Genomic DNA, 22,350 nt, shown 5'->3' with positions numbered 1-22,350 from the left:
TGTAAAATCATTTTTCCTCCTTTGGCCGGTACCCTGATTGGTTCAAAATCCCTTGCGCATCATTATTCGCCAGTAGTTGAGGCAGACTTACGTCCGCATGGCGCTCCATATAGTGTTTCACAATCTGCCAGCCGGTATAGATGCCCAGTTTAGGGGCCGAATTATTGTGCTCGCCTAAACCCGGTGTAAAGGGCGCTTCATTCAAATACTTCTGAATCCTGTTATAATCTGTTTCGTACAGCAGGTTCTCCTCCAGAAAGTAGGCCCAGGTTTGCGCTTCAAAATCATGGCTCCATTTAACTTGCTGCGTAGTATACCCAATTTTCAGGCTGTCGGGCGCATCTGGCAAAAGCTGATCCATCAGGTACATAATTTTCCCGTTATATATCATCCGGCTCAGCAGGCTCTTGCCGCCATCGGGTTCGGGGTAAATGTTTTCACGGGTAATGGCTTCAACAGTTCGGGGGACAATGTTTTCCGGTGTAAACCGGCGCGAAATATACTGCGGGTAAGCCTCAATCAGTGCCGGATAAAACTTAGATTGAGCGCCTAAAAACATATCCAGCCCGATGGCAAAATAGCCGTCGCCGATAGAAGTTTGCGCCTGGAAGCCCGAAAAGTAAGCATATACTTTGGGTAGCGGCTGCTTGGGAAAGTAGTAACGGATGCGTTTAAAGGCATCGGTAAGTTCGGTGTTCTGGCGGTCGAGGTTGGGATAAACAGAATCTACCTCATGTTTTAAATCCTGATAAGCCTGGCTACTGAACACATCGCGAAGCATTTTCAGGTAACTGGTGTCGTGAGTAGTGCCGGCCTGCAATATGTGTTCGATGAAATCAGTATAAAACACACCATATTGCTTTTGCAGCTGCGTGGCTTTGGCGGCCATTTGCGGCGGCTGCAGCCGGGCAAAATCATGGTCGAAGCGCTGAATCTTTACTTCTACAGGGATATGGCTTACATCCACTTTGGAATGCCGGCTACAAGCCTGCAGTAACAGGGCGGTTAAAAAAAATAGATATATTTGCCACAATCTGTTTTTGCGGCCGGGCGTTATACTCATAGCCGCAAAAATAACAGTTTTCTGCACGGCTTTATGCCTGCCCGGTTGTTATAAGTATCTGCTTCCATATGAAAATCTCTTTAGCACAACTCAACTATCATATCGGTAATTTCGAAAAAATTACGGAGAAAATTATCCATACCCTTAACATTGCCAAAGCGCAGGGTACAGATCTGGTGGTGTTCGCAGAGTTATGCATTTGCGGCTACCCGGCGCGTGATTTTTTAGAGTTTCAGGAGTTTATTGACGAGTGCGGGCAGGCAGCGCAGCAGGTGGCACAGGCTTGTGCCGGTATTGCCTGCATCATTGGCATACCGACCCCTAACCATACCCCCGAAGGCAAGGATCTGCACAACTCGGCTTACTTTATTGCCGACGGCCAGGTGCAGGCGGTAGTGAATAAGGCGCTGCTGCCCAATTATGATGTGTTTGACGAATACCGTTACTTTGAGCCCGAGATCGAATTTCAGTGCATTGATTATAAAGGCATCCGCATAGCGCTAACCATCTGCGAGGATTTATGGAATACCATTGAAAACCCGTTGTATGTAACCCGCCCGATGGACAAGCTGATAGAACAGCAGCCGGATGTGATGATCAACATTGCAGCTTCGCCGTTTACTTACAACCATGATGAGGAACGCATAGCCATATTGAGTGAGAACGCTAAACGTTACCAGTTGCCCCTGTTTTATGTGAACCATGTAGGCGCCCAAACCGAAATTATTTTTGATGGCGGCTCGATGGTGTTCGGTGCAGATGGTGAACTGGTGGACGAGCTGCCTTACTTTACCGAAGCGGTTACCTGTTATGAGTTTAACAAAGGCGAAACCATTAAACCCCTGCAGCCGGTTACCCTGCAGGCGCAGCGCCAAAGCGATATCGAGCAGATACACAACGGCCTGATTTTAGGCATCCAGGATTATTTCCGTAAGTCCGGCTTTTCTAAAGCTATTTTGGGGTTGTCGGGCGGTATAGATTCGGCTGTGGTGTGCGCACTGGCGGCTGCCGCTTTAGGGCCCGAAAATGTAATGGCGGTACTGCTGCCTTCGCACTACTCTACAGGGCATTCGGTTAAGGATGCGGAGGATCTGGTCAACAACTTAGGCTGTAAATCGGAACTGATTGCCATAAAATCGATAACTGAAGCTTTTGAAACCGCTTTGCACCCGCAGTTTGAAGGCTTACCGTTCAATATTGCGGAAGAAAATATCCAGTCGCGCAGCCGGGCTGTGCTGCTGATGGCCATGTGCAATAAGTTTGGTTATATTTTGCTCAATACCTCCAACAAAAGCGAGGTGGCGGTAGGGTATGGTACTTTGTATGGCGATATGTGCGGCGGTATTTCCGTGATTGGCGATGTATACAAAACGCAGGTGTTTGAGCTGGCGCGATATATTAACCGCGAGCGGGAGATTATTCCGCAGAACACCATTATCAAACCGCCTTCGGCGGAATTGCGCCCCGACCAGAAGGACACCGACTCGCTGCCCGAGTATGAGGTGCTCGACCCGATGCTGAAACAATACCTGGAGCACCGCAAATCATCTAAGGAAATTATTGCACAGGGGTATGATGAAACCACCGTGCGCCGGGTGATCAAGCTGGTAAACAACGCCGAGCACAAGCGTTACCAAACGCCGCCCATCCTGCGGGTGTCGCCTAAAGCCTTTGGTATGGGCCGCCGTATGCCGATTGTAGGGCGGTATTTATCGTGATTACATTTAATGGCCGGTAAGTACTTAATTTATGAAACCGGCAAGTTAAAAAGCAGTATTGCGCCTGATGGCTATGCGGTTATATAACTGTAATTTACAGTGTAAGGATCGGGCCGTGCAGCAAGCGTATCTGGTAATTAGAAACATTAATTTTTGCTGTGGCGGGCAACTGTATTAGCATCAAAAATCTTAAACAGACTTTATAATAATTATGTTAAACCTTTGTTATATTCATAGTCTAACAGATATAACAACAAATCACTATGAAAAGGCTTAGTTATTTATTCATCTTAACCCTGTTGGCTACAGCCTGGTCTGCATGTAATACTTCCTATCATTACTACAAGGCCGGCGCTGATCAGCTCAATTTAAGGCAGTACCGCACGTTTACCCTGGTAAGGTCGGGCAATGCCAACACCAAGATGCCGCCCATTAACAGCAATGTGCCCAAGCAGCTTAATTATATCAATAACAACAAGTATTACAACAATCCGGCTGCAACTCAGCGCATAAGGCAGGCTACCATTCAATCTCTAACGGCAAAGGGCCTTACTTACAGCGAGAATGGTAGTGCCGATTTGCTGGTACAGTATTCTACAATGGTCGACCGTGGTTCGCGCCAGGGGTATAGCTATCCTTACTATGGCGGCTTTTATTCCGGCTTTGGCTGGGGATATGGCTGGCGCCCATTCTGGGGGGGCTGGGGTTATCCTTATGGTGGCTACGGTTATGGTGGTTACCCGGTACAGGAACATTTTAAGGAAGGCGTGCTTACTATTGACCTGATTGATGCCCGCACCCGCCGTGTAGTATGGCGCGGTTTTAGCACCGGCGAACTGCACCGTAAACCCGAAAAAGCGATTGAAGATATCCCTAAAGTAATTGATGGAATGTTTAAGCAATTGCCTGTAAGTGTAACCGGGCAGGGCAATATATAGATCAGCCTGATTAAACTCAGCCCTGCAAAGGCCCGCTTTAAAAGAGCGGGCCTTTCTTAATTATTGTTAGAAATGTTATCAGGCTTATTGCTTACTGTTATAAGTAACTACTCTGGCAGAAATTATTTCCCCTTGATGGTTATAATCAAACAGGCTGGGCGCTTATCAAGCGGTTGATTTACAAATAATTATTCCTGATGTAAATCTTTTTGAAGCCTGTTACCGTATTAGCTGATAATTGCTGATTTTGTTGAATTGATATCATTGTAAAACAATTTGGCAGTTACCTTTAATTTAAATCATTTGAAAGCACGGTTACTCTTTTTTTTGATAATATTCCTTGGCCTTTTTACAAGTAAAATGGCTAAGGCAGCTTCATATACCTGGACTGGCAATGCAGGCAATAACAGCTGGACAACAGCTGGCAATTGGAACAATTCAGGATATCCTGGTCTTTTTTCTACCATTGATGATGTAACTATCGGAAAAAATGTAAATATTTCTTTGCCATTTTCGGTTGAGGTAAGAAACATCAGTATAAGCGATGGTTTCACGGTAACCATTACATTGCAGAATGCAACCCTCACTTCAAGTGGTAGTATAAATATAGGAAACGGATCAGCCACCACCTTAAATTTTGCAGGAACAGGGGCGGTGGCAGGAACGAGCGCTATTTCTTTAAGAAGTTTAAGTAAAATTACCACCAGTGCTAATGTACCATTAACGGCAGCAACGTTAACTACTGTCTATGCTAATTCAGTTACTATCAATGCAACTGCTACATTCAATGGTAAAGTAACGCTTAACGGTTTAATGACCATTAGTCAACCGGGCACAACAACTTTAACAACCAATGCAGCAGGAAATGCTTTTAACGGAGGGTTTAAAATTGATTACAATGGTTCAAATATTGGCAACTTAACCTGGCTTGGTTCTAATACATCAACATGTAGTATTGCTGCTTCAACTGTAAATGCTTATTGTAAACTCACCATCGGCAGTACAACCAGCACAGGTGCAACCGTTACTTTCAATGGTGATCTGGCGTTAAATAATGACGCTAGTGTTTCAGGAGCAATTGCTCAGCTAATTAATTATGCTAATATTAACTTTAATGGTACAGCAGTAACCAGCACCCCTGCCAGCAGCTCAAACACCATAAACTCTATAACCAATAATAGTACGGGCAATATTACGTTGTCGGCAAGTACCTCCTCCAAAATTAATATAGGGAATTACTGTCTTTTTTCAAATAGCGGCGATGTGATAGCAAACAGCGGTAGTTCAATTAATCTAAATAATTCCTCAGGCTTCGCCTGTAATAGCGGTAGTACCGTTACCATGAGTGGTACAAGTGCTGCAAATGCATCTTCTATAAACCTAAACGGTGCATCGTCTAACCTGACAAACAACGGAGGAACGCTCACTTTTAATGATTATGCATCACTTAATCTAAGTTCAAATCCGTGTACAGCTACCAACAACTCGGGAACGTTTAACTTCAACGCTAATGCGGCGCTGAATCTTAAAAATCCGAATACTACATTTAACAATTATAGTGTGGTTAATCTTAACACCTCAGGTATAACGCTTTCTGGTCAAAGTAGTTCAATATCAAATCTTAGTAGTGGCGTATTTGATATAAACGCATCAACAGTAATACTTAACGCTAATTCAAGCAGTATAAGCAATGCAGGTAATTTTAAGGTTTATGGAAACTCTTTTATAACTACTCTTAATCCACCACCACCAATACTCCCTGATAACACTCCTCGTGATCAAACTATTAGCAATAGCGGTACCTTTTATGCAGGTCTTCCAAATTCTCCTTGTACCATAACACTGGGCGGCACGGCAGACAAGATTAATAATACAGGCGGCACGTTCTATTTAGGCTCAACGTCAACGATTTTACCCAATAACGTTGCCACCATTAAGAATACCAGCCCCGCTAAATTTATATTACAATCGGATGCTAATGGTTCTGCCGCCATTGCGCAGATTGCAAATACGTCTACCAGTTTTGTGGGTATATTTGATGTTGAGCGTTTCTTTACAGGGGGCAATTTAATCGCTAACCGTGGATACCGCTTAATGTCTTCACCTGTTCACTTAACTACGCAAGCCACAAGCAACACAAGTGCATATAATTTGAGTTTCATAAAAAATAGTGCCTTTACAGGTGGCCCGGGTGGCCCAGGTAGTGGCTTTAGCGGTTCAAGTATAGGCCCAACTGTATATCTGTATAAGGAGACGTTACCTGCAAGTAATACAACGTTTACATCAGGAAAGCATGTAGGAATATTAAGTATAGATGCTTCAACCGGTAACATGACTTTGTCTGATAATAGTGTACCTGCACTTGCCAGTATACCGATTGGTAATGGCTATCTTTTTTTCTTTGTTGGTAGTCGTTTTTTAAACGGTGGTGGACCCCGCACTTCTGGATCAGCCAATGCTACCCCTGTAAGCGGCCCCCCAACGGACGCAACTACTACAACTTCCGGCTACCTTAATCAAGGTGGGTTTACAGCTAATTTATGGTGGAATTCTACAGGAAAACTTTCTAATGCAGCTACAAGTGCTCCCGGTTTTAATATGATGGGTAATCCTTATCCTTGCACACTTGATTTAGGAAAAGTGCTTACTCAAAACAATACCAGTGTTGATGCCGCTTATGTACTTAGCTCTAAAACTGGAGGAACAAACCAAAATTATGTTGCATATACGGATAATTCATTGTCCTCAAGCCCAATCGGGCAACCTAACATTGTCAGTGGCGGAGGCTTCATTGTACATGTTAAATCTGGTGCTCTCAATCCTGTATTAACGTTTGCTGAATCTCAAAAAGTTAGTACTAATTTGTCAGGCCCCACCGGTTCCAGCCTGATTATGAGTACCCCCATGACTGGGTTGCTGCATCCTGCTTCATCCAATTTGAATAAGAAGATGGCAACTTCAATTTCAGCAACTTTACCGGCTGTCACCGGTTTATATATGAAGTTAGAGCAAGACAGTACTATTTATGACTACTGTGGTATCTATTTCGATAAAGATGCCTCCGCAAAATTTGCTGATAGAGATGCACTTAATTTAAATGCTACCACTTCGAGAGCTTACATGGCCAGCCTGTCATCAGATGGAATAAAAACTTCAATTAATAGTATGCCGGACTATCATGCTAGCAGCCATATCAAATTGTATGTAGCTGCCAGTGCAAATGGCCGGTATCAATTAAAGTTAGAGGGGGTACGGAATATCGATACGCTTTACGATATTTTTTTAATTGACAAGTACAAACGAGATTCATTGGACATCCGCCAGTATGGAGCGTATAAGTTTGACCTCATTACCTCAGATACCACCACCTACGGCGGTAACCGCTTTGAACTGTCCATCCGCCGCAGGCCGCTTCCTGCCTGTCAACTGGTAGCTTTTACCGGCACCAAGAATACGAACAATAGCATCAACATTCGCTGGAAGGTTTACAATGAAGGTAACTATACCGGTTTTACGCTTGAAAAACAGGATGGAGGAACAATTAATTACACCACATTGTACAATAAGCAGAGTGATGGAAGCTCTGTGTATACTTTCGTTGATAACAACCCGCATTTGGGGCTTAATATCTATCGCCTGAAGCAAAATGATATTGACAGTCGCATTGGTTACTCCAATGCAGTTACTGTAGATATGAACAGCACAGGTAAGGAAGATAATATGTTCAGTGTATATCCAAATCCTACTACGGAGCGCATTAATATAAATATTAATTTGCTTACAAGTCCTCTTGCTTCCAGCAACACATATCAATTTAATATTTATAATAATTCGGGTTCTTTAATAATGAAAAGGACTTTGGCTTCAACCAACTTGTCTGAAAATGTTGCGGGCTTGTTGCCTGGAACCTATATAGTAGAAGTGCGGCAGGCCAATGGTAATCTGTTAGGAAAGACTAAATTTGTAAAAGTGAATTAAGGGAAATGTACAAACGAAATTATTTGAGCAATTTTGTAAGTAAGTTTTTCTTGTGCCTGGCTGTATTGGCTTTAGTGCCATTGTTCAGCATTGCTCAAGGCGACACGCCCCAGGATGGCTGTGATCCTTATGATGATTGCCCGTTGGATACGTGGGTATACGTATTAATTATTATGGCTGGAATATTGGCTATGCGTCAGATGCACAAACAACAAAAACTACTATATTCAGTTAAGCAAAAAGATACTGGTTAGAGGTATCTAATATATTCCGCCCTGCCTCACCACAAAATCCCGCTCCAGCCATTGCCCTTTATTGATCACTATTAAATTCACATAACCGTTACCATCGGTTTCATCAGCATACCAGCCACGGTTGGTTTTAAATAATATTGAGTAACTGCCCGGCGGCAGGCTGATGTGGTATTTCCCGGTACCATCACTCATGCCGGTGGCTACTGGCCGGATAGAATCGATTGTAAACAACGCACCTTTGTGAGGCGTGTTCCCGGCCTTAAGGGCTGCATATACCGCAATTTGTAAAGCGGTTCCGTTGCCGGTAGCAGGGTTATGCCCGCCGCGCCTTGGCATCTGGTTTCCGTACCGGCGGTAGGTATAACCGGTAATGCCCTGTAATTTAAGTTGATGCGGTACAGCACAAAACTGCAAGCCGATCAGCAAGGTACTAACAGCCGGCAACCCCAGCCAATAGGTAATGCGCATAGTGAGATAAATGATGTTAAGCGATTATTAACAAACTTACGTAGCAATAGGGCATCTGCCATAAAAAAGTACGTAATTTACAACACCATCATGATCATATCTTTTTCATAAACCTGTACGTATATTATTTATAATCTGTTCTGTATGCTTTGCATCAGCAAGCCGGCCTTTTCCATCTCTTTTTTAGTCAGCATAGTTTTGCTGCTGTCAACGCAGGTAAGTGCTCAAAAGCCGCTAACTACGGCAGGTAACCGGCAAATGCTGGCGCAGCTTGCATCCGGTTTCGATGCCAATTACCAGGCCAGCCGGCAACAGTTAGTTGCGTTGGCTAAACAGCATGGCTGGGCGTTGCGCAAAAGAACACTTAAAGGCGAAACAGTGGTATTGCAGCGGTTAAGCCCGCTCGGTTTCCCGATATATATCAAAACACTTAACAATACCATTTCAGCCGCCACTACAAACACTACAGCGGTGCAGGCAGGCGGTGATTTAGGGCTTAATTTGTCGGGTTCAAGCAGCTTTTTGAATGGTAAGCTGGCTATCTGGGATGGCGGCTCTGTTTACGCGGCACATCAGGAGTTTTCAGGTAAAACCATTACCAACCCTGATGCTGCGGCAAGCAATGATCATGCTACCCATGTAGCCGGTACCCTGATAGCCAAAGGGGTATATGCACCGGCACGCGGAATGGCTTTTGGCGCCGGTACGCTGCTGTCTTACGATTTTAATAATGACTTGACGGAGATAAGCAGTGCAGCTCCTAATCTGCTGCTATCCAATCATTCATACGGCGCCTTTGCCGGCTGGGATTATGACGATATTAACGCCCGGTGGAACTGGTATGGCCTGCCGGGTGACACCGTAGATTATAAATTCGGTTTTTATGACGATTATACGCAGGGTTTTGACCGTATTGCCTACAATGCACCCTATTATACCATTGTATTTGCGGCCGGTAACAGTCGCGGCGAAACCGGCCCGGCCATAGGCGGAACCTATTACGGCTATCGCAGCCGTACCGACCAGACTTTTGTTAACCAGGGGCCCCGGCCATCTGCCATCAGCAGCAATGCCGGGTATGATATTATGCCTTTTCCGGCTAATGCCAAAAATTTGATTACTGTGGGTGCAGTAACGCCGCTGCCTTTCGGGCCTGCATCCCGGCAGGATGTTGCCATTGCGGATTACAGCAGCTGGGGGCCTACCGATGACGGGCGCATCAAGCCGGACCTGGTAGGTAATGGTAATGATGTACTATCTACCACCAATACCGGAACTACTGACTATTTAACATTATCCGGCACATCAATGGCCGCACCTAATGTTACAGGATCGCTTTACCTGCTGCAGGAGTATTATGCGCAAACAAACCAGGGTAGTTTTATGCGCTCGGCTACCCTTAAGGCGCTGGCCTGCCACACCGCTTTTGATGGCGGCAATACCGGCCCCGATTATATTTATGGCTGGGGTCTGCTAAATACCCGTAAGGCTGCGCAGGTGATTACTGATAATGGCGGCAAAAGTATAATCAGCGAAAATGTACTGCAACAGGGGCAAACGCAGGTCTTTAAGGTAATTGCATCAGGTAATGGTGTGCTGGCTGCTACTATAGCCTGGACGGATCCTGAAGGTGCTGTTACAGCCGACGGCACCATAAATGACCGTACACCCAAACTGGTAAATGATTTGGATTTGCGTATTACAGATGGCAGCACTACTTATATGCCATGGGTACTTAACCCTGATCAGCCTGCAGCGGCAGCTCAAAAATCAGATAATGTACGCGATAATATAGAGCAGGTATTGGTAGAAGGAGCAACACCCGGAAAAACCTTTACCATAACCGTTACTCATAAGCGAACACTGCAATCAGGAGTTCAAGCGTATGCAATGGTTGTTACCGGCAGCGGTGGCAGCGCATACTGTACTTCTGCGCCAGCTTCAAGTGCCGATTCAAAAATTACAGCGTTTTCGCTTTCCAACCTGAACACCACAGCAACCACAGGCTGCACCACTTATACAGATTATACTGCACTCACCGGTCAGCTGGAACTTGGTAAAACTTATCCGCTAAGTATTAGTCTTGGTACCTGCGGTGCCGACTATAATAAAATAGCAAAGGTATACATTGACTGGAATGCAAACGGCGTATTTACCGATGCCGGAGAACAGGTAGCTGTTACCGGTGTTATATCTGGTAAAAATACCTACACTACTAATATCACGGTACCGGCAACGGTAATACCGGGTAACTTCAGCCTGATGCGGATTGTACTTGCCGAAACTGGTACCCCGAACGAGGTAACGCCATGCGGTACTTATGCCAAAGGCGAAACACAGGATTACCGTGTGCAGTTTTTGCAGCCGCGTTTGGATGTTGGGCTGATTGATGTACAGGATGCTGTAGTTTCAGGTACCTGTGCCGGGCCAGCTAATGTAACTGTAACGCTCAAAAATTACGGTACCGATGTGCTTACTGCAATACCGGTAAGGGCAACCATAAAGGCATCTGATGGTTCGGTAACTACGCTGAACGGCACTTATACCGGTGCTCTCGCTCCACTGGCTGAAGATGATTTTACTTTAACGGGAACCTTTACTGCTAAGCAAGCCGCATCATATGAAGTTACAGCGGTAAGTTTACTGGCAGGAGATGCTACAGCAGCTAACAATTCAAAAACAATTACTTATATAACTGCCGCCAATCCGGTTCCTGCTGCTTTGGCAGCATATTATTGCAACAGCAACAACCAGTATCTTTTAACCGGAGCAGCCGATGGTCAGTTGCTTTGGTACAGCAGCCCGGCCGACGCTTTGCCGGTAGCCTACGGGCCAAATGCTGTAACCAAAACCGCTCCCGTTAATAATACATTTTATGCAGGGTTAAACGATTTTAAGGCTACTGTTGGCCCGGCAACAAAAAGTGCATTTACAGGCGGAACCTATAATCAGTTTACCCCATCGGTAGTAGTAAGCACACAAATACCGGTAGTGATACAAAGTGCAAGGCTATATATTGGTAACTCCGGCCGCATCAGGTTTACAGTAACCAACTCCAGCGGGCAGGTGGTATCAACCAATACCATTGCGGTAACCGCTACACGTACTACACCTGCTGCCGGCAGCCAGCCTGATGATGTTAACGATCAGGGCAATGTGTATACGCTCAACTTACTGTTGCCTGAGGCTGGTAATTATACCATCAGCCTGGCTTATCTGAATGGCGCTACCACTTTTCGAAGTAATGCCGGGGTAACCGGTTATCCGTTTACAGCAGGTGGCATTTTTAGTATTACCGGTAATTCAGCCGGTACTTCGGCCGCATCTTTATATTATTATTTTTATAATATGCAGGTTATAAGTGCTGGTTGCCCTTCAACAGCCCGTGTGCCGGTAATGCTAACCCAGCCGGTAATTACTCAAACCGGCGAAACATTAACTTCAAATATCAGTACAGGTAACCAATGGTATTTAAACGGACAACCTATAAGCGGCGCTACCGGGCAAACGTATACACCTGTAGTTAGCGGCAGTTATCAGGTACAGGTTACACTGGCAAGCGGTTGCACGCTTACTACCAATACGCTGGTTTATTTAAAGGCAGGCAATGCCAGCGGGAATAATGCAGATATCAATCTTTCTGTATTTCCGGTTCCGGCATCTACGCAACTTACAGTAGGGTTAAATGTGCCTGCAGCCGGGCAACTGATACTTTCATTAGTAGGCACTTCCGGAAAAACCGTTTATAGAAATGCGGTAAATGCTGATGCCGGTAATTATATTACCTCGTTTAGCGTAGCCAGTTTAGCTGCCGGTACCTATGTACTTAAATTACAGCTTGGGGAAAAAATATATTCCAGTAAAGTAATTATTGCGAGGTAAAACAACAATAAGTGGCTGACAGCAAGGTTGAATAAGTTATATGTTGAAATTTGAGTTGTTACAACATTGTTTGTTAATATCAACTTCGTCCTCATTTCCTACCTGAACACGTACTTTAATCCCAGGCCCGGTGCAATATCAAAAAACGGACCGGTAGCCAGTTCTATACGTGGGTTAAGATCAAGGCTTACACCTATAGGAGAGTTAGGAATTAAGTACTCCAACCCAATAACGCCATCAGCCCCTAACAATATGGTGCTGTTATGGTAATCATAATCGTCACCATTATAACGGCGGTAAGAACCGCTGCCAACAGCGCCAACATGGGCGCCGCCTCCATAATAAAATTTTAAGTCCTTAACATTAAATGCCGTCTGATGAATTTCGTATAAACCGGTAATGGCCAGTCCGTGCGACCGGAAACCCAATACGCCTTCCAGTGCAGCGCGGTCATCTAAAAAATATTTTCCGGTAAGGCCATTCTCATAACCGCCAAACTTTAAGCCTGCTGCTACCCGGTATTGTGCGCTTGCATGTCCGGCAACAAGCAGAAATACTGCGATAATTAATAATGGTAAACTGATTTTTTTCATACGGTTAGTTTTATCCATAATAACGGCAGGATGATGAATTTAATACTTGTTAACCATGTATCTGTTGCGCTTGTGCCGTATCAGGCTGATAATGAATATATTTTTTTGTAAAAAAGCGAGTATTGCGCAGCTTAATATCGCCAATTGTAAAAGGCAACTGTTAACTTGGCATTATGAATAGGTTTGCAGGGTCTGAATTTTCATACAGGGTTATAAAAATAATTTTGGGCAGCCTGCCTTTATTGATAATTGCGGCAGCTAAGGCGCAAACGGGTACACCGCCGGTTTATAGTAACGGTATGGTTGTATGTGCTTACCCTGATGCTGCACAAGCAGGGTTATTCATCTTAAAAAAAGGCGGTAATGCGGTTGATGCGGCTGTTGCTGTGCAATTTGCGCTGGCTGTTACCTTACCTGAAGCCGGTAATATTGGCGGCGGTGGTTTTATGGTTTACCGCTCGGCTAAAGGGCAAACGAATACACTGGATTACCGCGAGAAGGCACCTGCTGCGGCCAGCACTAATATGTACCTTGATGCTGCCGGAAATATAATACCTAACATGAGCCTTTACACGCACCAGGCATCCGGGGTGCCCGGATCGGTAGATGGCATGGTAGAAGCTCATCGTAAATATGGCAGGCTGCCCTGGGCGGTACTCTTGCAGCCAGCCATTTCATTGGCCCGTAACGGATTTAAGATAACTGCGCACCTGGCCGCCGACCTGAACCGTAACCAGGCAGATTTTAAGCGGCTGAATCCCGGTAAAGCTTATTTTGTTAAAAATGCGCCTTGGCAAACGGGCGATGTGCTGGTGCAAACCGATTTGGCGAATACCCTGCAACTGATCAGCGCTAAAGGCCGGGCTGGTTTTTATGAAGGCCGTGTGGCAGCGCAATTGGTAGCTGAAATGAAAACCGGTAACGGATTAATGACTTTGGCTGATTTAAAGAATTACCATTCAAAATGGCGTAAGGCGATTACCGGTAAATATAAAGGTTATAAAGTAATTACCATGCCGCCCCCTTCCAGCGGTGGTATAGCTTTGGTGCAGTTGCTGCACGCGGTAGAAAAATACCCGCTGCATCGCTATGGCTATAATCGCGATTCTACTGTGCAGTTGATTACCGAAGCCGAGCGCCGGGTATATGCCGACCGCTCTAAATATTTAGGCGACCCCGACTTTTACAAGGTGCCGGTTGACAGTTTGCTTAAGCCGGAATATATTACAGGACGGATGGCCAGTTTCGCCTGGGCGCAGGCTACCCCGAGTTCAACCATACAGCCCGGCAGTTTTGCAGGATACGAGAGCGACCAAACTACCCATTATTCCATTGTGGATAAAGAAGGTAATGCGGTATCCATCACCACTACACTTAACGGTTCGTTCGGCTCAAAAATAGTGGTGAACGGTGCAGGGTTTTTGTTAAATAATGAGATGGATGATTTCAGTTCCAAACCCGGCACGCCTAATATGTATGGCCTGGTGGGCGGCAAGGCCAACAGTATACAGCCCGGCAAACGCATGTTATCTTCCATGACCCCTACTATTTTAGAGAAGAACGGTAAGCTGTTTATGGTAGTGGGCACGCCGGGTGGTTCTACCATTATTACCTCCGTTTTTCAAACCATACTGAATGTGATTGAATTTGATATGGATATGCAGCAGGCCGTAGCGGCTAAACGCTTTCACCACCAATGGCTGCCCGATAATATCACAGCCGAGAATAATGCCTTAACGCCCGAAGTAAAGGCAATACTAACAAAAAAAGGCTATAAAATATTAGATAGTGGCGGCATTGGCCGTGTTGATGCCATCCTGAAAACCAGGGCCGGCTACCAGGGCGGGGCAGACCCGCGCGGCGATGATACCACGGCAGGGTGGTAGCTTTTAAGCTGGTGTAGGGTGTTTAGCCGGCGATAAAAGACGATAAACGGCCATAAACGGACAAAATCAGCAATAAAGTACAACAGAGAATAAGGATGCCCGGTATGCAGCCGCAGGCCGGCAACCGGAGCGGGCCTGCTGCAGGTGTTCACGTTCACGGTGGTGTGAACGCGCGTGAACACCCGTGAACGCTGACAAATCAGTGTCAGCAGCTGATGGCAGGTATTGGCAGAACAGCAATTTAGGGGCAGGTGAAACTACGGAGCATTTGAAACACCGGCATCAGTTTTACAAAAAAGCGAGTTGCTATTTATGCCTTTAACCCTGCGTTAGGGATTGCAGCGGATACCGGCCTTGCGCGTAAGGCCTGCAGGCGTATGAGCGGAAAGCCCGGCCCGCAGGGAAACGCCCTGACTAAAAAAATAGCGGTACGCAAATTTATATGATATGCTTGTATTGTTGCACCTGATATAAATATTAGGTGCTTTACATTGTCTTAAATCAAAAAAAATTCTGTACTTTTGGCATCCCTGAAAGGAGGTATGTAAATAAGGTATGATTATCATTAACGTAAAAGAAGGCGAATCATTAGATAAAGCGTTAAAACGCTTTAAAAAGAAGTTTGAAAAAACAGGTGTATTAAGAGAACTGCGCAGCCGCCAGGCGTTTGAAAAGAAATCAGTGGCCCGCCGCAATGTGGTGAAGCACGCCATTTACAAGCAGAACATGAACCTGGACGTTCTGTAATTTGAAAGTTTTTTATTTTCTGTTTTATACATTAAAACTATTTGTAACTTCATCCTTAGGGTTGGCTTTATAAATAGTTTTTATGTTTTTAGCGCGTTTTCTTCAATATCTGCAATACGAAAAACGCGCATCCGCTCATACCGTTTCGGCTTATGAGTCCGATCTCCGCCAATTTTATCAATATCTTGAAACCGGGCACCCGCAGGAGTTGCTGCCGGGAGATATTACCCATCATGACATCCGGGGCTGGATAGTAACCCTGATGGAGCAGCTAACGGCCCGGTCGGTAGCGCGCAAACTGGCCACCCTGCGTAAGTATTTTAAATTTCTGGTGCAGGAGCAGGTAATCGCTCATAACCCGGCTGCCAAGGTGCAGGCCCCAAAAATAAGCAAGCAACTGCCCGTGGTGGTAGAAATTGAACCACTGGTAAAGCTGCTGGATGGTACGCACGTTTTTGCCGAAGGCTTTGCCGGGCAGCGCGATAAACTGGTGATGGAGCTGCTGTTTGGCACCGGCATACGCCTGGCCGAGCTGCTGGGCCTGCAGGAGGATGATTATAACCCCTACGAGCAAACCATTAAAGTGCTGGGTAAGCGTAACAAACAGCGCATCATCCCGCTCAATAAGGAGCTGATTGCTACCCTGCGGCAGTACCTTGTGTTAAAAAGAAATGAAATTTTTGATAACAATTCGTTAAAGCTGCTCGTTACAAATAAGGGTGCGGATGCATATCCGAAGTTTATTTATTTGATGGTGCGTAATTACTTATCCAATATATCAACACAAAGCAAGCGCAGTCCGCATGTGCTGCGGCACACTTTTGCCACGGCATTGCTTAATAAAGGCGCCGACCTGAACGCTATAAAAGATCTGCTGGGCCATGCCAGCCTGAGCGCTACTCAAATTTACACCCATAACTCTGTTGAGCGATTAAAATCTATTTATAAACAAGCCCATCCAAAGGCTTAAAAACAAGGAGCATTTATGAAAGTAACAGTTCAATCCATCCATTTTGATGCAGACCAAAAGTTATTAGATTTTATTCAGAAAAAGGCTAACAAGCTGGATCTGTATTATGATAAGATCATCAGCGGCGAAGTATACCTTAAAGTGGAAAACGTAGAAGACGAAGCCAACAAGAAAGCAGAGATAAAAATAAACCTGCCTGGTACGCAGCTGTTTGCCAAGCACCAGTGCAAAACATTTGAAGAATGTATTGATATGGCCCTGGAAGGACTGAGAAAGCAAATATCCAAATACAAGCAAAAGCAGAGCGCCGATATTGAGGCGGCCAAAAAAGTAGACGTGGCCCTGCTTGACGAAGACGAGTATTAATTATACCAATAACCCATAAAATCGCTGAAATGGACAGGGCAGAGGCCCTGTCCATTTTTTTTTAAAAATATTTTGCGTGGGTTGATTTTTATGTACATTTGCAAACCATTTCGGAGAGGCGTTGTACAAAGCAAACCTTCGTTAAGGGTTGGTTCTTTAAAAGATAAAATTAGCCTCCTTAGCTCAGCTGGTAGAGCAACTGACTTGTAATCAGTAGGTCATTGGTTCGATCCCGATAGGAGGCTCTTGTATAGATAATGACTGAGTTGGTGAATGATAGAATGAATGAATTATTCACTCATTTAAAAATCAATAGTTCAATCATTAATTATAACCGGGGAGATTCCAGAGCGGCCAAATGGATCAGACTGTAAATCTGCTGTCTTACGACTTCGGAGGTTCGAATCCTCCTCTCCCCACAACGCAGCAATGAGTGAATTGTTGAATGAGTGAATGAGTGATTTAAGTTTATTCACTAATTCTTTCATTCCGCATTCACTCATTGTTGTAAATGCGGAAGTAGCTCAGTTGGTAGAGCGATAGCCTTCCAAGCTATAGGTCGCGAGTTCGAACCTCGTCTTCCGCTCAAGAATAGAGGTTCATTAGTTGATTGGTTCAGTTGTTCATTGGGAATCATTTAACAGCGGCTAATGAACGAGTGAACCAATGAACGAACAAAACCAGCCGACGTAGCTCAGGGGTAGAGCACTTCCTTGGTAAGGAAGAGGCCAAGGGTTCAAATCCCTTCGTTGGCTCATCGTTGTAAACGATAATTTAAAAGAGTATATTAACCTACAAATATTAAATAAATCATGGCAAAAGAAAAGTTTGACCGCAGTAAGCCGCACTTAAACATCGGTACTATTGGTCACGTTGACCACGGTAAAACAACCCTGACCGCAGCTATCACCAAGGTTTTGGCTGACAAAGGTTTCTCAGAAGCACGTTCTTTCGATTCAATTGACTCTGCTCCTGAAGAAAAAGAACGTGGTATCACTATTAATACGGCACACGTTGAGTATTCAACCGCTAACCGTCACTACGCTCACGTTGACTGCCCTGGTCACGCGGATTATGTGAAGAACATGGTTACCGGTGCTGCTCAGATGGATGGCGCAATTATAGTTGTTGCAGCTACTGATGGTCCGATGCCGCAAACACGCGAGCACATTCTGTTAGCCCGCCAGGTAGGTGTACCTTCACTGGTAGTTTTCATGAATAAGATTGACATGGTTGACGATCCGGAACTGCTGGAATTAGTTGAAATGGAGATCCGCGAATTATTATCGTTCTATGATTTCCCTGGTGATGATATTCCTGTAACTCAGGGTTCAGCCTTAGGCGGCCTGAATGGCGAGCCTCAGTGGGTTGATAAGATTATGGAGCTGATGAACAATGTAGATAATTACATTCCTATCCCTCCGCGTTTAACTGATCTTCCATTCCTGATGCCGGTAGAAGACGTATTTTCTATCACTGGCCGTGGTACTGTAGCAACAGGCCGTATCGAGCGTGGTGTTATTAACTCTGGTGAGCAGGTTGATATACTGGGTATGGGTGCCGAGAACCTGAAATCTACCGTTACAGGTGTAGAAATGTTCCGCAAGATTCTGGACCGTGGTGAAGCCGGTGATAACGTAGGCTTATTGTTACGTGGTATTGAAAAAACTGATATCCGCCGTGGTATGGTTATTTGCAAACCAGGTTCAGTAACCCCTCACACCGATTTTAAGGCCGAAGTATATGTACTGTCAAAAGCTGAAGGTGGCCGTCATACGCCTTTCTTCAACAAATACCGTCCTCAGTTCTATTTCCGTACCACTGATGTAACTGGTGAGATTTCACTGGCCGAAGGTGTAGAAATGGTAATGCCGGGTGATAACGTTACAATTTCTGTATCCTTAATCAACGCCATTGCTATGGAAAAAGGCTTACGTTTCGCTATCCGCGAAGGCGGCCGTACTGTAGGCGCAGGTCAGGTAACTGAAATTTTAAAATAAGTTAGCCAGCCCCCCGGCCCCCGGATGGGGGAGGAAAAAGGTTAGGTTAATAATACAAAACGAAGCGCTCAGCTTTACGCCGGGTGCTTCGTTTTAAAACAAAACATCTTAAGCTCCTTCAGGGGTTTGGGGTATACGGGAATAGTTCAACGGTAGAATAGAGGTCTCCAAAACCTTTGATCAGGGTTCGAATCCTTGTTCCCGTGCTCTCTAATTAGTTTAACAATGGCTTCAGTAGTTCAATACGTAAAGGAATCCTATATTGAGATGACCGAGAAGGTAACGTGGCCTACCTGGCGCGAACTGCAAAGCAGCGCTGTACTGGTACTGGTAGCCGCTATCATTATCGCCCTGGTTATTTTTGGTATGGATCAGATTATTGGCTATGTGCTAAGGTTGTTCTACAATTCACTTACCTAATTTAACGCGACAAAAAACAAACAATGGCTGAACAGTTAAAATGGTATGTGGTAAGAGCCGTAAGCGGTAAAGAAAAGAAAGTTAAGCAATACATTGATGCCGAAATTAATCGTTTGGGCATTTCTAATTTAGTACCGCAGGTACTTATACCTACAGAAAAATACTACCAGATGCGCGATGGCAAAAAGATTGCCAAAGAGCGTAATTATTTTCCGGGTTATGTGTTAGTGGAAGCGGCCCTTGATGGCGAGCTGGAGCACGTAATTAAAAACATCAACAGTGTAATCGGCTTTTTGGGTGATAAGGCAGGTAATGCCATCCCGCTGCGCCAGGCCGAAGTAAACCGCATACTGGGCAAGGTTGATGAAATGGCCGGCCAGGGCGAGGTAATGAATGTGCCTTATGTGGTTGGTGAAAACGTTAAGGTGATGGATGGCCCCTTTAATGGCTTTAGCGGTGTAATTGAAGAGGTAAACGAGGAAAAGAAAAAGCTGAAGGTAATGGTAAAGATCTTTGGCAGGCGAACGCCGCTCGAACTCAACTACATGCAGGTAGAAAAAGAGTAAAAATAAAAATAAAATTCAGCCCGCAACTATCAAACTTAATAACGATATTTGCGGGCTGAATTTTTTTAATTCGGTACTTAAAAAATGTTACAATAGCTTCCACTTACTAACATTAACTACAATTAATTAATTAACAATGGCAAAAGAAGTTGGTGCGTTAGTAAAACTACAAGTAAAGGGCGGCGCTGCAAATCCATCTCCACCAATTGGCCCTGCATTGGGTGCAAAGGGTGTGAACATTATGGAGTTTTGCAAGCAGTTCAATGCACGTACCCAGGATAAGCCTGGTAAAGTGCTGCCGGTAGTTATTACTGTGTATACAGACAAGTCATTCGATTTTATCATTAAAACGCCTCCTGTGGCTATCCAGTTACTGGATGCTTCGGGTTTAAAGGGTGGTTCGGCCGAGCCTAACCGTAAAAAGGTAGCCAGTGTAAACTGGGATCAGGTAGAAGCCATTGCTAAGGATAAAATGCCTGACTTAAATGCATTTACAGTAGAGTCGGCTATGAAAATGGTAGCCGGTACTGCCCGCAGCATGGGAATTACCGTTTCTGGTACCGCCCCCTGGAATTAGTAGACTTCGAATGTCGGATTTTCAATTTCGAATTGAAAGTTGGACTGATGAAATCGAAATGAACCGGATGAAAAATATCAGAAAGAGGATAAAATCCGAAATTGAACATTTTAAATCCGAAATTAACACACTCAAATCAGTTTAAGACAGTGGCTCGATTAACAAAAAATCAAAAAGCAGTACTCTCCAAAATTGAGGCGAACAAATCATACACGCTGCAGGATGCATCATCATTAGTGAAGGAAATTACCACCACTAAGTTTGACGCTTCTGTAGATATTGATGTTCGTTTGGGGGTTGACCCGCGCAAAGCCAATCAAATGGTGCGTGGTATTGCCACCCTGCCTCATGGAACCGGCAAAACTGTACGTGTACTGGTACTTTGTACGCCTGACAAAGCGCAGGAAGCAACAGACGCAGGTGCAGATTATGTAGGTTTGGACGACTATATTGCGAAAATAGAAGGCGGATGGACTGATGTTGACATTATTATCACTATGCCAAGCGTAATGGCCAAGGTGGGCAGGTTGGGCCGTATTTTAGGCCCCCGTAACCTGATGCCGAATCCAAAATCTGGTACAGTAACACCTGAAGTAGGTAAGGCTGTAAAAGAAGTAAAAGCCGGTAAGATTGATTTTAAGGTTGACAAGACCGGTATCATCCATGCCTCAATAGGTAAGGTATCCTTCCCCCCTGAGCAGATTTATGAAAACGCTTTAGAAGTGTTGCAAACGCTTTCAAAGCTTAAACCATCAGCAGCCAAGGGTACTTATTTCAAAAGCATTCACGTTTCATCAACCATGTCTCCGGGCATCGAGATCGAAACCAAATCAGTAGCGGGAATTTAATCATGAATAAAGAAGATAAATACGAACTGGTTAATGCTCTTACCGAGCAGATCAACGAGTATGGTAATTTCTATATTACTGATACTGCCGACCTGAGCGTTGATAAAGTGAACAGCATTCGCCGTAAATGTTTTGAAAGCGATATTACCATGAAGGTTGCAAAAAACAGCCTGATTGAAAAAGCGCTTGAAGCGGCCGATGGTGATTTCACTTCCCTGTACGATTCGCTTAAAGGTACCTCTACCATTCTTTTCTCTAAATCAGCAAAGGCCCCGGCACAGCTGATTAAGGAGCTGAGAAGGAAAGGCGATAAGCCGGTACTGAAAGCTGCATACGTATACGCATCAGCATTTGTTGGCGATAGCCAGCTGGATGCCTTGTTAACCCTGAAATCGAAAGAAGAACTGGTTGGCGAGATCATCGGCTTGCTGCAATCACCTGCTAAAAATGTACTTTCTGCCTTACAATCAGGCGGAACCACCATTGCAGGTTTGGTAAAAACATTACAAGAAAGAGAAGGCTGATTCCGGCGCCTTTAAAACAGACCGGACAATTAAAAACATCACGTAAGTAAAGTAAAATTTAAAATACAATGGCAGATTTAAAATCGTTTGCTGAACAGTTGGTAAACTTAACAGTAAAAGAAGTTAACGAATTAGCTCAGATTCTGAAAGATGAGTATGGTATTGAGCCTGCTGCTGCAGCTGTAGCGGTTGCTGCTCCTGCTGCTGGTGGCGATGCCCCTGCTGCTGAGGCAGTACAAACCGCATTTGACGTTATCCTGAAAGAAGCAGGCGGCGCAAAATTGCAGGTAGTTAAATTGGTAAAAGACTTAACAGGTTTAGGCCTGAAAGAAGCTAAGGATTTAGTTGACGGTGCACCAAAAGAACTGAAAACCGGTGTAACTAAAGAAGAAGCTGAATCTTTGAAGAAACAATTAGAAGAAGCAGGAGCTGTTGTTGAGGTTAAATAATTTATCTCAATAGCGCCCCATACATAAGACTCCGACCTGTAAATGGTCGGGGTCTGTTGTCGTTTATAGGGTTTGAATTTTCAGGTGTGTGTATTCTGATATG

19 protein-coding genes and 5 tRNA genes are annotated in these 22,350 nt (G+C 44.7%); 21 read left to right on the top strand and 3 right to left on the bottom strand.

The genetic code is table 11. The annotated features are described in order from the left end of the window. Positions 1-7 precede the first annotated feature (7 nt). Entirely contained in the window at positions 8-1,063 is a 1,056-nt protein-coding gene (gldB, locus tag ACY652_RS03285) for a gliding motility lipoprotein GldB (protein WP_462266534.1), read from the bottom strand. Positions 1,064-1,131: 68 nt separating this feature from the next. Between gldB and ACY652_RS03280 the strand changes: the two genes are divergently transcribed. From ACY652_RS03280 to ACY652_RS03265, 4 genes are all read left to right on the top strand, one after another. Then, a complete protein-coding gene (locus ACY652_RS03280; protein ID WP_462266533.1) occupies positions 1,132-2,781 on the top strand; it encodes an NAD+ synthase in 1,650 nt (549 codons plus the stop codon). Positions 2,782-3,044: 263 nt separating this feature from the next. Next, entirely contained in the window at positions 3,045-3,719 is a 675-nt protein-coding gene (locus ACY652_RS03275; protein ID WP_462266532.1) for a DUF4136 domain-containing protein, read from the top strand. Between the two features lie 276 nt (positions 3,720-3,995). Next, entirely contained in the window at positions 3,996-7,697 is a 3,702-nt protein-coding gene (locus ACY652_RS03270) for a T9SS type A sorting domain-containing protein (protein ID WP_462266531.1), read from the top strand. Between the two features lie 5 nt (positions 7,698-7,702). Next, positions 7,703-7,951 (top strand): hypothetical protein, encoded by a 249-nt coding sequence (locus ACY652_RS03265; RefSeq protein WP_462266530.1) that lies wholly within the window; start codon positions 7,703-7,705, stop codon positions 7,949-7,951. 6 nt (positions 7,952-7,957) lie between these two features. On the opposite strand, the gene ACY652_RS03260 is transcribed toward ACY652_RS03265, so the two are convergent. Further along, a complete protein-coding gene (locus ACY652_RS03260; protein ID WP_462266529.1) occupies positions 7,958-8,419 on the bottom strand; it encodes a hypothetical protein in 462 nt (153 codons plus the stop codon). A gap of 144 nt (positions 8,420-8,563) precedes the next feature. On the opposite strand from ACY652_RS03260, the gene ACY652_RS03255 reads away from it, so the two are divergent. Continuing rightward, positions 8,564-12,301, top strand: coding sequence for a S8 family serine peptidase (locus tag ACY652_RS03255; RefSeq protein WP_462266528.1), 3,738 nt, complete (start codon positions 8,564-8,566; stop codon positions 12,299-12,301). A 98-nt stretch (positions 12,302-12,399) separates the two neighbouring features. Here ACY652_RS03255 and ACY652_RS03250 read toward each other — a convergent pair whose 3' ends face one another. Beyond that, complete coding sequence (locus ACY652_RS03250; RefSeq protein WP_462266527.1) at positions 12,400-12,912, bottom strand: hypothetical protein; 513 nt, start codon at positions 12,910-12,912, stop codon at positions 12,400-12,402. A 155-nt stretch (positions 12,913-13,067) separates the two neighbouring features. On the opposite strand from ACY652_RS03250, the gene ggt reads away from it, so the two are divergent. From ggt to rplL, 16 genes are all read left to right on the top strand, one after another. Next, the gene (gene ggt, locus ACY652_RS03245; protein WP_462266525.1) at positions 13,068-14,780 is read left to right on the top strand and encodes a gamma-glutamyltransferase; all 1,713 of its coding nucleotides are present in this window, start codon (positions 13,068-13,070) and stop codon (positions 14,778-14,780) included. Between the two features lie 555 nt (positions 14,781-15,335). Continuing rightward, positions 15,336-15,527: a 30S ribosomal protein S21 gene (rpsU, locus tag ACY652_RS03240; RefSeq protein ID WP_462266522.1), complete on the top strand. Its 192-nt coding sequence runs from the start codon at positions 15,336-15,338 to the stop codon at positions 15,525-15,527. 82 nt (positions 15,528-15,609) lie between these two features. Then, a complete protein-coding gene (locus ACY652_RS03235; protein ID WP_462266521.1) occupies positions 15,610-16,497 on the top strand; it encodes a tyrosine-type recombinase/integrase in 888 nt (295 codons plus the stop codon). Between the two features lie 15 nt (positions 16,498-16,512). Further along, positions 16,513-16,863 carry a ribosome hibernation-promoting factor, HPF/YfiA family gene (hpf, locus tag ACY652_RS03230; RefSeq protein ID WP_462266520.1) on the top strand — a complete coding sequence of 117 codons (351 nt, stop codon included), beginning with the start codon at positions 16,513-16,515 and terminating at the stop codon, positions 16,861-16,863. Positions 16,864-17,035: 172 nt separating this feature from the next. Beyond that, positions 17,036-17,108 (top strand) — tRNA-Thr (locus ACY652_RS03225). Positions 17,109-17,199: 91 nt separating this feature from the next. Continuing rightward, a tRNA-Tyr gene (locus tag ACY652_RS03220) sits at positions 17,200-17,282 on the top strand. Positions 17,283-17,376: 94 nt separating this feature from the next. After that, positions 17,377-17,449: transfer RNA gene (locus ACY652_RS03215), tRNA-Gly, on the top strand. A 97-nt stretch (positions 17,450-17,546) separates the two neighbouring features. After that, positions 17,547-17,618 (top strand) — tRNA-Thr (locus ACY652_RS03210). A gap of 57 nt (positions 17,619-17,675) precedes the next feature. Beyond that, the gene (tuf, locus tag ACY652_RS03205; RefSeq protein ID WP_462266519.1) at positions 17,676-18,863 is read left to right on the top strand and encodes an elongation factor Tu; all 1,188 of its coding nucleotides are present in this window, start codon (positions 17,676-17,678) and stop codon (positions 18,861-18,863) included. A 135-nt stretch (positions 18,864-18,998) separates the two neighbouring features. Further along, positions 18,999-19,069: transfer RNA gene (locus ACY652_RS03200), tRNA-Trp, on the top strand. Positions 19,070-19,088: 19 nt separating this feature from the next. Beyond that, on the top strand, positions 19,089-19,283 hold the full coding sequence (secE, locus tag ACY652_RS03195; RefSeq protein ID WP_462266518.1) for a preprotein translocase subunit SecE: 195 nt from the start codon (positions 19,089-19,091) through the stop codon (positions 19,281-19,283). Between the two features lie 23 nt (positions 19,284-19,306). Further along, entirely contained in the window at positions 19,307-19,849 is a 543-nt protein-coding gene (gene nusG / locus ACY652_RS03190; protein ID WP_462266517.1) for a transcription termination/antitermination protein NusG, read from the top strand. Between the two features lie 136 nt (positions 19,850-19,985). After that, positions 19,986-20,426, top strand: a complete 441-nt coding sequence (gene rplK / locus ACY652_RS03185) for a 50S ribosomal protein L11 (RefSeq protein WP_462266516.1) — start codon at positions 19,986-19,988, stop codon at positions 20,424-20,426. A 149-nt stretch (positions 20,427-20,575) separates the two neighbouring features. Next, positions 20,576-21,274 (top strand): 50S ribosomal protein L1, encoded by a 699-nt coding sequence (gene rplA / locus ACY652_RS03180; RefSeq protein WP_462266515.1) that lies wholly within the window; start codon positions 20,576-20,578, stop codon positions 21,272-21,274. Between the two features lie 2 nt (positions 21,275-21,276). After that, the gene (gene rplJ / locus ACY652_RS03175) at positions 21,277-21,798 is read left to right on the top strand and encodes a 50S ribosomal protein L10 (RefSeq protein ID WP_462266514.1); all 522 of its coding nucleotides are present in this window, start codon (positions 21,277-21,279) and stop codon (positions 21,796-21,798) included. Between the two features lie 68 nt (positions 21,799-21,866). Continuing rightward, a complete protein-coding gene (rplL, locus tag ACY652_RS03170) occupies positions 21,867-22,247 on the top strand; it encodes a 50S ribosomal protein L7/L12 (RefSeq protein ID WP_462266513.1) in 381 nt (126 codons plus the stop codon). Positions 22,248-22,350 lie beyond the last annotated feature (103 nt).

The sequence above is a fragment of the Mucilaginibacter sp. genome (genome assembly GCF_965200995.1).
Classification (GTDB): Bacteria; Bacteroidota; Bacteroidia; order Sphingobacteriales; family Sphingobacteriaceae; genus Mucilaginibacter.
This window is presented reverse-complemented; position numbering and strand designations above follow the sequence as displayed.